The following is a 17,056-nucleotide window of genomic DNA, read 5'->3' as shown; positions in this document are numbered from 1 at the left end:
CCGTTTATTTTTATCAGGCACTAACAATCAAAATACACTATGGATACCCGCAGAGAATTCCTTAAAAAAGCATCCCTGCTAACAGGTGGCGCCGGATTAATGCAATTATTACCGGCTTCTATTGCCAAAGCACTGGCCATCGATCCCGAAGCCGGGAGCACCTGGAAAGATGCTGAGCACATCGTATTCCTGATGCAGGAGAACCGGTCGTTCGATCATGCCTTTGGCTCCCTGCAGGGCGTACGGGGTTTTAACGACCCGCGGGCTATCCGTTTACCCAATAAGAACCTGGTGTGGCTGCAATCCAATATAGAAGGCGAAACCTATGCGCCCTTCCGCCTCGATATTCATAACACCAAAGCCACCTGGATGAGCTCCCTCCCCCACTCCTGGGCCAACCAGGTTGATGCCCGCAACAACGGCCATTACGATAAATGGCTGGAGGCTAAACATTCAGGCAATAAAGATTACCGTGCCATGCCATTGACCATGGGTTTTCATACCCGGGAAGACATTCCATTCTATTATGCTTTGGCCGATGCCTTTACGGTGTGTGACCACAACTTTTGTTCGTCACTCACCGGCACTACACCTAACCGTCTGTTCTTCTGGAGCGGCACCATCAGGGATAAGCAGGAAGAAAACGCACAAGCCAACGTTTGGAATGAAGATGCCGATTATAATACCATGGTTAGCTGGACCACCTTTCCTGAAAGATTAGAAGAAAATGGCATATCCTGGAAAGTGTATCAGAATGAGTTAAGCGTGGGCGTTGGTTTTACCGGCGAAGAAGACAGCTGGCTGGCCAATTTTGGCGACAACCCGTTGGAATACTTCACGCAATATAATGTAAAATTTCATCCGGCTTATATCGACAACCTGCCCAAGGCAGCAGCGGACACAGCAGCAGCAATCAAAAAAACAGAAGCCCTGTTACAATCTTTGCCATCCGGTGCAGCCACTACAGAAATGGATAAAACCAGGAAGAGGTTAGATGAACTCAAAAGACAAATGGCCGTTATAGAAGCCGATCAAAAAAAATACACCAGGGAAAATTTCGACCGCCTGACAGCCCGGGAAAAAGCCCTGCACAAAAAAGCATTTGATACTAATATAAAAGACCCTAACTACCACGAGCTTACCAACATTACTTATAAAGATGGCGATACAGAACGGCAAATGAAGGCCCCTAAGGGCGATGTGCTGCAACAGTTCAGGGACGATGTAAAGAACGGTACCCTGCCCACCGTATCGTGGCTGGTGGCGCCCGAGAATTTCTCTGACCATCCGTCGGCCGCCTGGTTTGGCGTATGGTACATCAGTGAGGTACTGGATATTTTAACGCAAAATCCCGAGGTTTGGAAGAAAACCATCTTCATATTGACCTATGATGAAAACGATGGTTACTACGATCACATCCCGCCATTCGTAGCGCCGCATCCGCATAAAGCGTCAACCGGGTTAACCTCAGCCGGCATCAATACCGGTGTAGATTATGTGGCCAATAACGACCAGCAATCCATCAAGGAACAGGCGCGTGAAAGTTCCATCGGGCTGGGTTATCGTGTACCAATGGTGGTAGCATCGCCCTGGAGTCGCGGGGGCTGGGTGAATTCACAAGTGTTTGATCATACTTCTTCTATACAGTTTCTCGAAGCGTTCTTATCGAACAAAACCGGAAAGAAGATCGAAGAACCCAATATCTCCCAATGGCGGCGTACGGTGTGTGGCGACCTCACCTCAGTATTCAGGCCTTATGATGGAGAAAAGATCACGCTCCCCGAATTTCTTGAAAGAGATGAATTTATTGAAGGCATTCACAAAGCACAATTCCGCCCACTGCCTTCCAATTATAAAAAGTTGACGGCCGATGAAATAGCCGCCATCAATAAAGCGCCCTGGAGTTCCTCATTGATGCCACAACAGGAAAAAGGCATTCGCAACGCCTGCGCACTGCCGTATGAATTGCATGCCAATTGTAAATTATCGGAAGACAGGAAAACCGTACAGATCAAAATGGGAACCAGCGACACCACCTTCGGTAAACAATCGGCTGGTTCACCCTTTCATATTTACGCACCAGCCCAATATCAACAACAAACGATGGCCAACCGGGCCTATGCTGTAGCACCCGGCCAATCTGTAGAGGATCACTGGCAACTGAATGATTTTGCAAACAACACTTACCATTTACAGGTGTATGGCCCTAATGGCTTCTTTAGAGAATTCAAAGGCCTGGCTGGTGACCCACGTGTAGAAATCGTCTGCTCCCCTGAAATTAGGGTACAGGGCCCCAGCCAGCCGGTTAAACTTGCGTTCTCATTTATGAATTATGAGCCGAAAAAGATAGCATTTGAAATTATTGACAATGCATACAAATTACCTGTTATAAAAGGTTCTGTAATGGCTGGTAGTGCTAAACAATTCAATGTAACAGCAACGTCGTTCGCGCTCACCCAAAGCTTTGGCTGGTACGACTTTACAATTAAAATAAAAGGCTATACACAATTTGAACAACGTTTTGCCGGCCACCTGGAGGATGGACAACCGGGTAAAACCGATCCCTTTATGGGCAGGGTTGTATAACAATACATCAGGAGCAAAACAGTGACGGCGGTCAGCATTTCAGCAGGGGTAAATTAGTAACTTTATAGATAGTCATTTTTTTACTCACTGCTAAAATTTCCGTTATGTCGGATCTGTTTGCTCCTGCCATAGGCTCTGTTAACAAAGTGAACATCCTTGCAGCTAATAGAGAACATGTTGATAACAGCCTGTCTATCGATAGCAAGATATCCTTCCGGCCATTTGTAAATTATTTAAAAGAAAAACTACACGAGGGTTCCAATACCCGGTCGAGAATATACAATTACCTTATAGAAAAATTTGAAGAAACACCAGCTTTATTACAGCCGCTTACTGATTCGCATATCCTGGATGAACACCAGGACCTGCTCGATATGTTAGGTACCACGCTTTTCCCCGTAGTTAGTGAACATGAAAAAAATATGTTCACCATGAGTGTGCCTTACGAATTTTCGATCTTCAACTACTCTACTCCGTTCAGGAAATTGTTTATCGATGAAACAGAAGAACATTTTCTGTTGCCCGAAAATGCAACAGAAGATTATCTTAAACAGGCCCAGTGCGCACTTATGTATGAACACATTCTCGAAAAGTTCTACAATATAAAACTGAATGAAGCGCCCTACCTCGTGTACCCGGTAGTAGATAAAACTACCGGCATGCGGCGTTATTACAAACTGAGGTACGACCGCCGGTTTATCGATATCAGTGCCAAAGGCGAGCTGCCGCAAATACAGGATTGCGGGGTATGTTTAAATACACTGCGCATCTTAGATCTTGAACGGCAACTGGAAAAAATGCCACTCGAGCTGTTTGAAGTGGAAGGCTTTGGCGTATGGATAGCCGAAGACTTCACCCTGCAGGAATCACTGGATTCCATCAAACGGGTGCTGTTGCGCTCGGAAGCCTGCGACACCGGCATCATTAATGAACTCAAAAACAATATCCAGGCACTTGTTGGCCTCAATGATGTAGAGGTTGGGTTAACACCTTTTTTACAACTCAACAACCGGTTTGTGCTCGATGAAACCTGTTCCCAATATGGTATTTTGGGAAAGAAATGGAGAACTGCAGATGCGGATAGTATTAATACCTACCACAAATGCATAGAATTTTTTAGCGAGCACCCCGCGCCAATGCCGCTTTCCATACTCGATGAAAAAGTGGTGGAGGTAGCTCCCTTTACACAAATACTCATCGATGCAGGCATAAGGAGTTATATCATCATTCCCATACAAAACGACGACGGTTTACTGGGTATCCTGGAACTGGCCTCGCCCATTCCCAACCAGTTAGACCAGGACGTTATGAACCGGGTAGAGAAAGCAATGCCGTTGATCTCACTGGCCTTTCTGAAAAACCGGGATACCTTTTCCTATCGCATTGAAAAGATCATCAAGGAAAAATTTACGGCCCTGCAACCTTCAGTGGAATGGAAGTTTGCAGAAGTGGCCTGGGAATATATGCACAAAGAGCAATACAAAGAAGCGCCCGTATCGGGTAACGTTGTATTCGACAACGTATACCCGCTATACGGCGCCATCGATATCCGCAACTCTTCAGTAGAACGCAGCCGGGCACTTCAAAAAGACCTGATGGAACACATCGACCTGGTCGATGAAACGTTCGACCAGCTGCAGACCCGTTTCCCACTGCCTTTACTGGAAGGATTAAAATTCAAGAATTTCAATTTCCGGCAGGCCATTGCCCAAACGGTAACAGCAGAAGATGAAGTGCGCATTTCAGAGTTCTTCAACAATGAAGTACATACGGTGTTGAAGCACCTGAAAAGCAGTCACCCGCAAATGCAGGACATCATCAATAATTACTTCGTTCATGTAAATGATTTCAGTGGGTATTTATATCGCAACCGGAACGACTATGAAATCTCCCTTGCCACTATCAACAATGCGGTATTAAAAACCTTCCAGCAGCAGGAGGCCATCATGCAGCAATCGTATCCGCACTATTTTGAAAGATACAGAACAGACGGAGTTGAATACACGATCTACATCGGGCAGTCCATCGCCCCGCACAATCCGTTCAATATGTTGTTCCTGAAGAATATTCAGTTGTTTCAGCTAACCTCCATGGCCGAGATTGCGCAAATGATACACGCCATGCAGCCAACGCTGCCCGTTCCACTGCAAACAACACAGTTGATATTAATACACAGCCAACCCATGAGTATCAGCTTCCGTCGCGACGAACGGCGGTTTGATGTGGAAGGGTCTTATAACATTCGCTATGAGATCATGAAAAAAAGGCTCGATAAAGTACATATTCGCGGTACCCAGGAAAGACTAACACAACCGGGAAAGATAGCCATGGTTTACAGCAACCCTAAAGAAGCCGAGGAATACCAGGAATACATCCTGTTTTTACAAAACAAAAGATTGTTACAGCCGGGAATCGAATTCCTGGAGCTGGAAGAATTACAGGGTGTAAGCGGATTGAAAGCGTTACGGGTGAATATAAATCTGGATAATAACCAGCATTGAGGTAAAAACAATTTGTGGCACACTTAAGTAATGGTTACGGGTTTCAAGTTACAGGTTACAAGGTTAATAAAGCGGGCCCTGCAACCTGTAACTTGCAACATGTAACGGCAAGTGTTAACCATTAAGTTGTAAAGTAATAATCACCCCCTATTACAAAGGACAATTCTCATGATAGTTCACCAGTTCAATAGGCGCTCTCTCCATGGTATACCCTTCATAACGCACCAGAATGTCATCCAGCACCGCAGCGATGGCCTCAGGATCCGTAAGCGTCATTAGTGATGTGCGAAATTCTTTAACCCCAGGCAACCCTTTAAGGTAACGCAGGTAATGCCCGCGCATAGCATATATGCCGGCAACAGGACCTTTATATTGCAGTGATTTATGCAGTTGCTGTTTGCATACATCAACCCTTTCTGATACGGTTGGTGCAGGCAATAGTTCGCCCGTTTGCAGATAGTGGCGGATCTCCCTGAACAGCCAGGGATACCCGATAACTGCGCGGCCGATCATGATGCCATCCACTCCATAGCGGTTTTTGTATTCAAGCGCTTTCTGCGGACTATTGATATCTCCGTTCCCGAAGATGGGAATATGTATTCGTGGATTGTTCTTTACTTTGGCAATCAGGCTCCAGTCGGCCTCGCCTTTGTACAACTGGCAGCGGGTGCGGCCATGAATAGTGAGGGCTTTTATACCTACATCCTGCAGGCGTTCCGCCACCTCTTCAATATTTTTGGAATCATCATCCCAACCCAGGCGGGTTTTTACTGTCACCGGCAGGTTGGTCGATTTTACGCAGGCTTCGGTCAATCGCACCATCAGGTCAACATCCCTTAACACCCCGGCTCCGGCGCCCTGGGCAACGATCCCTTTTACGGGGCAGCCAAAATTGATGTCCAGCAGTTCGGGCTGCGTAACATCCACAATCTTCGCAGCCAGCGCCAGGCGTTCTTCATCGCCTCCAAACAATTGAATGCCTGTAGGCCGTTCCTCATCATAAATATCCAGTTTCCGGCGGCACCGGATGGCGTCGCGGATCAACCCTTCGCTGGAAATGAATTCTGTAAACACCAGGTCGGCCCCATTGCGCTTGCAAACCACCCGGAAAGGCGGATCGCTCACATCCTCCATAGGGGCGAGTAACAAAGGAAAATCAGGGAGTTGTATATTACCTATCTGCACCATTCGGGTGCAAAATTGCAGTAAAAAACCGGAGGGGCAAAATTAGAAAATCAAAGGTTGGCAACACAGTTATTGCCAGAAAATGCGCGGTTTTCCACCAAATCGACACGTTTATCAAATTCATCCGCCACTGACTTTTTGCTTTTATATTTTTGTTGCGTTTATATATACCATCCTATTAAACAAACCGTAATTATGAAGATCAGTTCGCCCTTTTTTCTCGTCGCTATTACCGGTATTATGTTCGGAGCCTGTAAAAAAGAAGATGGCCCCGCCGGAAAAAACTCATTGATCAATCAGGTAGCTGAACCAGCCGGTGTCAATTGTGCGGTTGGCGGAGTCAAGATCGTTTCAGGGATCGATGCCAACAGCAACAATGTGCTGGACAGCAACGAAATTCAAAAAACAGACTTCGTTTGTAATGCCAATGGCATTTACAATAAGGAAACGATCATAAATTTTCCCATTCCTTCAAGTCCTTATCTCGCCATTGAACTAACCGATGAAATGGAGTCCCTGTCGGCCATTGATTTCAACATCGCAAATTACCCGGCTGATTCGGTTGCATTCAGTGCTTATATTAGTTCATACGATGGACTGGCAACAACTTCTGTAGAATTATACGATCAAACAAATAACAAGGTGATTGCCAATTCAATCCTTACAACCCAATCAAAGGAGGGAGTACTAAAATCTACTACTGTCAATTTTTTAAAGGATCTGCCGAAGGGCCCTGTAAAATTAAATTTCGGTTTAAGAACCAACAACCAAATGGCAGGCGGCTACTTATATTCTGCAGCACTCAAAATATATAAAAAATAATATAGTTCGACGGTTTCTTGTCTTATAGACTATCCACCCGGATAGTCTATTTTTTTGCCAACCCAATCAACTACAACTTATACCATTCCGGCTACAAAAATTACCACGTACAATTAATACCTTTAGGCATTAATACTCTACCACATGTCTTATTGCAGCGTAATCCCATCTATGGAAGAACCCAGGCGCAGCCTGCACAAACACTACCATGATAACTACTATGGCTTTCCTATTCATGACGACGATGAACTGTTTGGCCGTTTGATCATGGAGATCAACCAGGCCGGTTTAAGCTGGGAAACCATTTTGAAGAAGGAAGCATCTTTTCGCAAAGCCTACAGCAACTTCAGCATAAAAAAAGTGGCTGCCTATAAGGAGGCCGACCGGGAACGTTTGATGCACGATGCGGGTATTATTCGCAATAAACTAAAAATAAATGCCGCTATCGAAAATGCCAAAACCATTGTAACCCTTCAGAAGGAATTTGGTTCGTTTGAGAACTGGCTCCAGCAAAACCATCCCAAAACAAAAGAAGAATGGGTAAAGTTGTTTAAAAAGACATTCAAGTTCACCGGCGGCGAAATAGTAAATGAGTTTCTCATGAGCGCTGGTTACCTGCCCGGAGCTCATGCGCCTGGTTGTCCCGTTTACAACATTGTGTTGAAGAAAAAACCGCTGTGGGCTAAGAAATAGCTTAACCCCCAGCCTTTAACCCCAAATTGAACCGCTCGCCAATTACCCGTTTTAATAACCCTATCTGGCACCTGTCCTTCAGCAATAAACACCTCATTTGTCTTTAATTCCATCCTGGATAATTGCGACAGGAATATCCCGGCATTTTCTTCACTTAAATTAAACAGGGCGGCTATATGTTTTGTAAGTGATTCCATGTTGTTTATTTCCCTTTCTTCCCCTGATTGATCCTTCCCATCACCTGACGGAACAACACTTTGATATGGTCGATCTCCTCCCGATGTGTGGTTTTCTTTCTTGTTCCAAAATAAAGGGTATTCTTGACCTTCTTATCTCCCTCCCAGATCAACTTTATCTGGCCGCTTTCAATTTCTGTATAACAAAGAAAATCAGGGATCACGGCCAGGCCTGTCCCGCCACTTAAACAGCGCACAATCGAGTTCAGGTTAGGTACAATATAATTCGGTCTGAATTCCGGTTTCTTGCCAAAATTCAGCGTCCAGAAGTTAAAGAGGTGTTCCATATCGCCCGTGGTGCCATACCATTTTTGTTGCTTCAGCCAATGTTCGGTTTTATCCCTGTTTTTTGTTTTATGAACTTTTCTGAACGCTTCGAGGTCTACGTCCTTGCCGCCTACCAGCACAATATTTTCCGATGAAAAAGCCTCGTGTTCTATGGTTCCGGAAACTCCTTTTTTGGGAGTAATGATCAGGTCAAGAATGCCTTTATCTAATTGATCGAGCATCTCAGGATATTCACCAAAGCTGATGATCAGGTTAAAGGGCAGTCTGGAAACATATTGCTCAAGGGTGATCTGGAAGGTCTCAAAACACATCCCTACACTAATGGTAGGCGTATGTTTTTCTATTGACCGTTGAAAGTTCATCTCCACATCCTCCAGCTTTGTCAATGCATCGGAAATGGCATTGTACAAAACTTTACCCCGTTCCGTAGGGATCATTTTACGCCCCGTACGATCGAATAGTTTGTACCCAACATACGTCTCCAGCGAAGACAAATGCAAACTAACCCCCGGTTGTGAAATAAACAGGGCATCTGCAGCGCCCGTTAATGTTCCCGTTCTGTAGATCGCTTTAAAGGTCCTGTACCATTCCAGGTTAACCATACATCAACTATTATTTTTATGATACAAAGGTATAAATCATCTTATTTCCATAATACCAGGTGCCGGTCTAATTTTGCCCTGTCAATTTAAAAAGAAGGAAAATGAAAAATATCTTAATTATAAATGCAGGACAACATTTCGGTCATTCAGGTGGCCGGTTTAACCACACCGTAACAGCGGAAACACTTGCCTTTTTCGGCGACCAGGAACAGGTGCAAGTTAAACAAACTAATATCTCCGATGGATATATTCCTAAAGAAGAAGTAGAGAAATTCGTTTGGGCCGATGTCATCATCTACCACACCCCTATCTGGTGGTTCCAGGTGCCAAATGGATTCAAGAAATACATCGATGAAGTATTTACTGCCGGGCATAACAAAGGTATTTATCACAGCGACGGTCGAAAAGCAGATAATCCGGCAATCAATTACGGAACTGGCGGCATGCTGCATGGCAGACAGTATATGATCACCAGCAGTTGGAACGCCCCTGAAACCGCGTTCACATTACCAGGTGAGTTCTTTAATGAACACAGCGTGGACGAAGGCCCCTTGTTTGGGTTTCATAGAATGAATGCCTTTACCGGCATGAAACCCCTGAAAAGCTTTCACTTTCACGACGTAGAAAAGAACGCCAATATCGACCGGGACATGAAAAAGTACCGGGCACACCTGAACCAGGTATTCAAAACAACCACCAAACACGAGTTAATAAACCAACATAATTAAACAGATTTAAAATGGAATACAGAAAACTAGGCAATACCAACCTACAACTGTCAGCGATCACCTATGGCGCATTTGCCATCGGTGGCAATATGTGGGGCGGCACAGAAAAAAAAGAAGCTATCGATTCTATACATGCGTCGCTCGACCGTGGCGTAACCACCATAGACACCGCTCCTTTTTATGGCTTTGGCTTAAGTGAAGAAATGATTGGAGAAGCGATAAAAGGGAAAGACCGTTCCGCAATTCAACTCCTGACCAAATTTGGCCTGGTGTGGGATGGCAGTAACAAAGGCAAGGGTGAATATTTCTTCGATGCAGAAGCCGGTGGAAAAAAGCTACCCATATATAAATATGCTTCCAAAGCCAACGTGATAAAAGAACTGGAAGAAAGCCTGCAACGCCTGGGTACCGATTACGTCGACCTGTTGCAACTGCACTGGCCCGATAACTCAACCCCCATCAGTGAAACCATGGAAGCGCTGGAGCTATTGATACAACAGGGTAAGGTCCGCGCCGCCGGTGTAAGCAATTACAGTGTAACGCAAATGAAAGAAGCAGACCGCACCCTACACCTCACAAGCAATCAGGTTTCCTACAGCATGCTTAACCGGTCAATAGAAAATGATCTGGTTCCTTATGCGCAGGAGACCAATACAGGCATTATTGTATACAGTCCAATGGAAAGAGGTTTGTTAACCGGCAAATATTTTAAAGAAAGTAAACTGAAAGACAATGACCATCGAAATGGGTACTTTGGACAGTTTGATCTGGAAAAAGTAAAAGCTTTCTTACAGGCTATTGAACCCATTGCCCAAAATAAAAAGGCATCTCTATCACAACTGGTTTTACGCTGGACAACCCTGCAACCCCGAATCTCTGTTGTGCTGGCAGGCGCCAGAAATGCCCAACAGGCAATTGAGAATGCTGCAACTATGGATCTTTCATTTGGAAGCGATGAATTACGATTTATTGATCAACAGTTAGAAAAATTAAGCGTACCCGTAACACAGTAATAAATGAAGTATCGTTATAGCCCGCCGAAGCAATCTTCGGCGGGTTCTTTATTTGTTACAGTAACCTGCGTTAGTAATCAGCTTTACTAAATTTATCCATAACAATAGTTGAATTATATTTTATTTTACATATCTTGCTTTTCTTTGCTTCCAACCAACCATCGCAACTTATTCGAGATTCCTTCCCCAATATCTGAAAGGCGTGACCAATTTTTGTTTCTCAGGAAATGATTCCCTGGTTACTATTTAATTTATCAGATTACTAATCAAAATCGTGGCGATCCTTTTGGGATTGTTTTAACTCATTATGCCCCTTATTCAACATCCATTCAGGGAATCTAATTCACCTGATCTAATTCTTCATTACTGCAACAGGAAACATATACCGATAGGTAAAATTACACTATCACAGCTACCAGCTAACAAGGTCCTTCCATACCTATTACTGAAGTATAACTAGTAAAAGAAATTTAATTGCTGTTAATTGAAGTCTATGATATCTCTTATAGCCAACACAGGAATTCAATTCCATACTGAAAAAATATTGATCGATACCGGTGACGGAAGAGGCAAAATGTATTTTTACGAATGGTTCGATTCAACGGAGAACAAGCTTAAACTGGAACTGGCACACTATTATGCCAACGATGATGTTTGGGTAAGAAAAAAAGAACTGTTTACCTATGGGTATTTAAAGGACGGTAAAGTGACCGACGAATGGGACGTTGTAAGAAGAGAGATCCAGGAGATCTCCAAAAGCAACGGCGTAAACTTTAATATGTCGTTGAATAAATGTAAGATCGAAAACTTTGAAAATACCTGGTTGCCATTTCCTTATTTCGAACTTAATAAACAAAACAATTCAGTCTTTGGTCCTACCAATTGGTGCAGGATAAAATTGATCCCTACCGCAGCTTCTATAGCCGGTAAGCGGGAATATCAGGTGGTTTTTGCTTTCGATACAAGAGCATTTTATGAAGATGGCAATTATGAAGATGAATTCCGCGAAACACCTGTATTTGCCAGTGAGTTTGAAAGCGCAAAAAGCTATGCACCCTGTAAAAGTGAATTCATGCTGATTGACTTTTGTTCGGAAAATTATAATTGCGAATGGGTCAATGAATATATACTCCGCATTTATCACCACACAGATAACATTGCTGCCATAACGCCGCCCAAGTTCGTGTATATGGCATCCTATGTTTTCCTGGTAAATTATATCCGGCAAAACTGCAATTTCCCGATCGTAAACCTGTATAAGGACAGAAATGTTCAATGGTGCACGGCAGATCTTGCCCTGGACATCGGTAACTCAAAAACAAGTGCCGTCCTTTTCGATGAAGGTGATTTTACCAGGGTAAGGCCCCTGGAGTTACAGGATTTTTCCAATCCCGTTACTAAATATCATGAGCCTTTTGATATGCGCCTGGCCTTTCATAAGGCGCGATTTGGCGATATAAACATGCTGGAGAGCAAACAATTTATTTATCCAAGCATAGTACGGCTGGGAAAAGAAGCAAATAATTTGCTTTACAGTACCATTAATGAAAACAATGGCCAGGAAAAGGTTACTACGTTTTCAAGCCCCAAACGGTATTTATGGGATAAACGACAACATGGATTTGAATGGGAACCCGTTCAGTTAAAAGGAGAAGAAAAAGAATCGATCTGGTTAAATGGTTTATCGCAACAATTGAACAGTGACGGGTCAATCAATAAGGAAGGAAATGGAGGCAGAAACAGTTCCTATTCAAGAAACTCCCTGATGACACTATCATTTGTAGAAATCCTGGCCCAGGCCCGGATGCAAATAAATAGTTTCAGGTACCGCGATGAAATGGGCAATGCCGACAAACCCAGAAAAATTAACAGGATCATTATTACCTGTCCCACCGCCATGTCAAAGATGGAACAGATCTCTTTGCGCAAATGTGCTGAAGAAGCAGCCATCATTCTCGACAGATTTATAGCCAATACCTACAATGCTCCCTTTGAATATAAAGAACTGGCTTCAAAGATCAATATTATTCCTTCTGTAAAAAGCCTGTCGAATAAAGAAGAAAGTCTTGAATGGACCTATGATGAAGCCACCTGTTCGCAATTTGTATTTCTATACGCTGAAATCTCAAAACGATATCTTAACAACTGTAAAGAATACTTTGAACTGTATGGGAAAGTAAGAAAAGACCTGCCAGGTTACAATCAAAAATCGCTGACCATAGGTTCTTTTGACATCGGCGCAGGGACCTCAGACCTGATGATCTGTTCGTATGAAAATACGAATGCAGCCCAAACAACTTTGAAACCGATACCCTTATTCTGGGAAAGTTTTTATTATGCAGGTGATGACCTGTTGCAGGAATTTGTACGTCAGTTTATAATAGAAGGGCCGCATGGCGCTGTAAAAAATAAACTGATAGAAATGGGCAAAGGGGATAGCGCGTCTGCCCTGTTGTTCGACTTTTTTGGGATGAACCATTCCTCCATGACTGCCCGGGACAGACAGCATCGAAGCGATTTTAACCTTCAGGTATCACTGCCCATAGCGTTGAAACTGCTTGAACTGGTTCAGCAGCATATTAAAACGAAGGACCTCACTTTTGATGAAGTATTCGCTACTGGCAATTACCCCAGTGAAACCATACTTACGCACTTTGAAAAGCACTTTGGGTTTTCCATCAAGTCTATAAAGTGGAATTATAATATTGATGATGCCAATTTGATCATCGTAAAAACATTTGAACCGCTGATAAAAAAAGTCACCGCCTTAATGTACGCCTATAAGTGTGACTTTGTCTTGTTAGCCGGCCGGCCTACCTCGCTAAAAAAAGTGGAAGAACTGTTCCAGAAAAACTTCCCTGTACCACCCAACAGACTGATAACCCTCAATAATTACCGGATAGGAAGGTGGTATCCGTTTCAGGATGGAAATGGATATTTTAAAAATCAGAAATCCATCGTTACGATCGGTGCCATGATTGGCAATATCGCCTCCGACCAGGGTGGCTTATCAGGGTTCTCACTGGACCTCAGTGCCCTGCGGGAAAAAATGCGATCAACCGCTGATTACATTGGAATAATAAACGAAAAAACAAAACGGATAGACGCTGCTATTCTATCACCCAATTTACATTATTCCTCCATTGTGGTATCAGGCCTGCCTGTTACATTAGGATGCAGACAACTGAACACTGAAGCCTATCCCACAAGAGCCTTTTACGTGCTGGATTTCAATGATGAATTCATGGAACGAAAGTTCAAAAAAAATGGCATTACCAATATCAGGCAATTGAAGGAAATGGTAGAAAGTGAAAAATTGAAGATCCGCCGTCAAATGCCGCTGAATATGAAGATTGCAAGAGAGGATTATGCACTTGATAAAGAAACCCTGTCCCTGGAATCTGTATATGATAATAACAACAATGAATTCCCATCTGGTTATTTCACTTTACAAATTCAAAGTTTGAGCGAACCTGAAAACTTCTGGCTCGATACCGGAGAATTTATTTTAGACATCAAAACCAGGCCTTAATTGAAAGTTAGCCATGAAAAATACCATTCACCTACATCTTGAAAAGTTACAAAAATCAATTGACTGGGTTAACGGAAACCTGAATGGGGAAAAAAAGAAACTCTCTTACAGCAGGCTGGTAACCAACAGAGGTAAATTGAAAAAGATCGCTGACGCAATGGGAGAAAATCCCGCAGCAGCCGTATATGGCGAAAGTCAGGTTGGTAAATCTTACCTGGTAAGTGGGCTGCTGTCAACACCCGAACAACGATTTTGTGTATCAGATGCCAATGGAAGAAACTATGATTTTATTAACGAAATAAACCCCATTGGCGGTCAAAAAGAAGCTACCGGCCTGGTAACCCGATTTTCATTGCACCACAAAAGCCTAAACAATCAATACCCTATTAAAATAAAGATCCTTTCCATAGTAGATGTGGTATTGATCCTGTGTGACGCTTATTACAACGACTCCAACTCACACAAACTTATAAACTCAGAAGATCTTAATAAAGAGATCAATAAATTGGTAAGATCAAAGGAAGGGAGTAATACGATCCAACAGGTCATCGAAGAGGATGATGTCGTTGAAATAAAAAACTATTTCGACATTCACTTTAAATCGAAAAATCCGTACCTGGAGTGCTCCGATTACTTCGAAAAAATATCGTTGACCATATCGCTATTTGAACCGGCAGAATGGCCTGCTGTTTTCTCTATACTATGGAATAAAAACAAATGCATCACCGATATTTTCAGTAAACTGATCCAGAAGTTCAAAGAAATTGAATTTGTAGCGGAAGCACATATTCCTTACAGTGCTGTTCTTCGTGAATTCGGCACTTTGCTCGATGTGGCCCGCCTGAATGAAATAAATCCCCAGCATGCCTATCTGGAAGCAAATTACACCCCGGAAACACCCATCTGTTATATTGATAGAAACGACAATAAGGTAGAAAAAAATGTGTCGAAATCATACCTGTGTGCCATAGTAGCCGAACTGATATTCAAATTGCCGGAAAACCTAAAAGAGAGCAAACCATTTTTAGAAAAAACAGACCTGCTTGATTTCCCCGGAGCAAGAGCCCGAATGGAAATTTATGAAAGCAATATTAAGGACGAGTTGATCCCACAAATGCTGTTGCGTGGTAAGGTAGCTTACCTGTTCAACAAATACTGCAGCAGTTACAAAATAAACACCCTGCTTTTCTGCCATGGCAAAAATCAGTCAGTTCAAAGATTAATGCCGGAACTGCTAAACCGCTGGATTGAAAATTTTATTGGTAGTACCCCCGAAAAAAGACAGGCATTTATTACTACGTCAAAACTGCCGCCATTATTTGTGATTGGCACCATGTTCAACCTGGATTTGAAATATGAGCAAAATGACAAAAAGGGAAACAGTGATGCCTTAAACAACCGATGGTCGCAAAGATTTTCGATAGTGCTGGAGAAGGAGATCTTTAACTGCGAAATCTATGACTGGTTAAAGAACTGGACAACGACCGACAAATATTTCAGGAACATCTACCTGCTACGCGACTTTTATTATTCATCGGAACTGCAAAATCAACTATATGAGGGGTACAACAGTGATAAACAGGAAATAAAAGAGATTATTCCTTTCAATTATCCCGATTTCAGGATCGATTTAAAAGACTCCTTCCTGAATTACGATTTTGTAAAAAAACACTTTCTCTCACCGGAAGAATCGTGGAGCCGGTCGGCAGGTATGAACCAGGATGGAACAGGTTTAATTATTGAAAACCTTTCCATCGCCGCCATGAACATAAATGTGGCCAGAAATGAAAAGTTTGTCAGGGAATTAGCACACATAAAAAATGAAATAACGGAAGAACTGGAGAAACACTATCATAGTAAAAACTCTGACATCCAGTTATTGAAAGCAAAAGAAATGGCCGGTAATATCCAGCTTAAACTCGACGCCAAATTTGGTGAAGAATTCTTCTTTAGCAATTTGATCAAAAACTTTTTAATTACTGAGGGCGAGATTTATAACTTCTACCGGAACAAATTAAGAAGTATAGAAATAGACCAGAATATCAATATTGAAAAATACAGTGCCATCAGGTTAAATACCCCAAACCTTAGCCTGACCAACGATTTCGATACCAATCTGGAAATATTGCGTAAAGCATATGAAAAGTCATCATTGGAGCAATGCAGGCTCGACTTTGAAAAAGAAGGAATCAATTTGCATGAACTTTTCTACGGCAATAAAAACAGAATTAAAAATTACTCTAAAACGCTCGCAGAAGAACTGGAGGCGTATTGGTTTGACCAATGCCTGAAAGTAAAACTGTACACCAACCTGCAGGAGGTATTTTCCGAATCGGAAATTGGGGATATAACAACCATGCTGCGTTCTCTTTTCCATAAGCTTCATTTAGTAGACAGGATCGCCGAAAGCATCAGAAAGTATGTTGACCGATATGACAAAATAGAAGATGTTCAGGAAATGATAGCGGATATAAGCGCTGAAATAATAAACAAATTTGTAAACACCATCGGGTTTGCCTATTTCACCGAAGAAAGAATTGTCGACATCCGTACAGCCAATGTAAACAAAAGTCTGGGCCTGGAATTAAACCACGATGCACTTTCGCATGAAACCTTTACCACTGAAAATGTAGCGGAACTGTTTGATGTATTGGACAAACTGCCCGACTTATTAAACGAGCCTCAAATAAACCAGGATATCGTAAAAAATATCCCCCGCTACAGCAACTATAAAAAATGGCGCGATCTGTTGAAGCTGGGCTTTATTTCAGTATGTGATATTCCCAATTACGACATTGAAGCCAATGAACGATTGGGCACATTGATGAAAGAATACGGTGATATTAACTACACGGCATAAATAAATAATT

General features: G+C 42.8%; 11 protein-coding genes. 8 read left to right on the top strand and 3 right to left on the bottom strand.

Annotated features, from left to right (window positions below):
* Positions 1-39: 39 nt before the first annotated feature.
* Together BMX95_RS10105 and BMX95_RS10100 are read left to right on the top strand one after the other, a co-directional pair.
* Complete coding sequence (locus BMX95_RS10105; protein ID WP_081204332.1) at positions 40-2,586, top strand: phosphocholine-specific phospholipase C; 2,547 nt, start codon at positions 40-42, stop codon at positions 2,584-2,586.
* Positions 2,587-2,690: 104 nt separating this feature from the next.
* Positions 2,691-5,087, top strand: coding sequence for a hypothetical protein (locus BMX95_RS10100; RefSeq protein ID WP_081204331.1), 2,397 nt, complete (start codon positions 2,691-2,693; stop codon positions 5,085-5,087).
* Positions 5,088-5,237: 150 nt separating this feature from the next.
* On the opposite strand, the gene dusB is transcribed toward BMX95_RS10100, so the two are convergent.
* Positions 5,238-6,275 (bottom strand): tRNA dihydrouridine synthase DusB, encoded by a 1,038-nt coding sequence (gene dusB / locus BMX95_RS10095; protein ID WP_081204330.1) that lies wholly within the window; start codon positions 6,273-6,275, stop codon positions 5,238-5,240.
* Positions 6,276-6,467: 192 nt separating this feature from the next.
* On the opposite strand from dusB, the gene BMX95_RS10090 reads away from it, so the two are divergent.
* Together BMX95_RS10090 and BMX95_RS10085 are read left to right on the top strand one after the other, a co-directional pair.
* On the top strand, positions 6,468-7,094 hold the full coding sequence (locus BMX95_RS10090; RefSeq protein WP_081204329.1) for a DUF7151 family protein: 627 nt from the start codon (positions 6,468-6,470) through the stop codon (positions 7,092-7,094).
* A gap of 171 nt (positions 7,095-7,265) precedes the next feature.
* Complete coding sequence (locus tag BMX95_RS10085; protein ID WP_242673256.1) at positions 7,266-7,787, top strand: DNA-3-methyladenine glycosylase I; 522 nt, start codon at positions 7,266-7,268, stop codon at positions 7,785-7,787.
* Here BMX95_RS10085 and BMX95_RS10080 read toward each other — a convergent pair.
* Entirely contained in the window at positions 7,742-7,984 is a 243-nt protein-coding gene (locus BMX95_RS10080; RefSeq protein ID WP_081204327.1) for a hypothetical protein, read from the bottom strand. The two genes, BMX95_RS10085 and BMX95_RS10080, sit on opposite strands and share 46 nt — an antisense overlap.
* Before the next feature lie 5 nt (positions 7,985-7,989).
* A complete protein-coding gene (locus tag BMX95_RS10075) occupies positions 7,990-8,913 on the bottom strand; it encodes a LysR family transcriptional regulator (RefSeq protein WP_081204326.1) in 924 nt (307 codons plus the stop codon).
* A gap of 101 nt (positions 8,914-9,014) precedes the next feature.
* On the opposite strand from BMX95_RS10075, the gene BMX95_RS10070 reads away from it, so the two are divergent.
* The 4 genes from BMX95_RS10070 (at position 9,015) to BMX95_RS10055 (ending at position 17,046) form a co-directional block, all read left to right on the top strand.
* Positions 9,015-9,641 carry an NAD(P)H-dependent oxidoreductase gene (locus BMX95_RS10070; protein ID WP_081204325.1) on the top strand — a complete coding sequence of 209 codons (627 nt, stop codon included), beginning with the start codon at positions 9,015-9,017 and terminating at the stop codon, positions 9,639-9,641.
* Positions 9,642-9,652: 11 nt separating this feature from the next.
* Positions 9,653-10,654, top strand: a complete 1,002-nt coding sequence (locus tag BMX95_RS10065; RefSeq protein WP_081204323.1) for an aldo/keto reductase — start codon at positions 9,653-9,655, stop codon at positions 10,652-10,654.
* A gap of 493 nt (positions 10,655-11,147) precedes the next feature.
* Positions 11,148-14,186, top strand: a complete 3,039-nt coding sequence (locus tag BMX95_RS10060; protein WP_081204321.1) for a virulence factor SrfB — start codon at positions 11,148-11,150, stop codon at positions 14,184-14,186.
* Positions 14,187-14,199: 13 nt separating this feature from the next.
* Positions 14,200-17,046, top strand: a complete 2,847-nt coding sequence (locus tag BMX95_RS10055) for a virulence factor SrfC family protein (RefSeq protein ID WP_081204319.1) — start codon at positions 14,200-14,202, stop codon at positions 17,044-17,046.
* Positions 17,047-17,056: the final 10 nt, after the last annotated feature.

This window comes from Niastella yeongjuensis, from assembly GCF_900110245.1.
GTDB lineage: Bacteria > Bacteroidota > Bacteroidia > Chitinophagales > Chitinophagaceae > Niastella > Niastella yeongjuensis.
The sequence above is the reverse complement of the archived record's forward strand: the minus strand, read 5'-3'. Positions and strand labels throughout refer to the sequence as shown.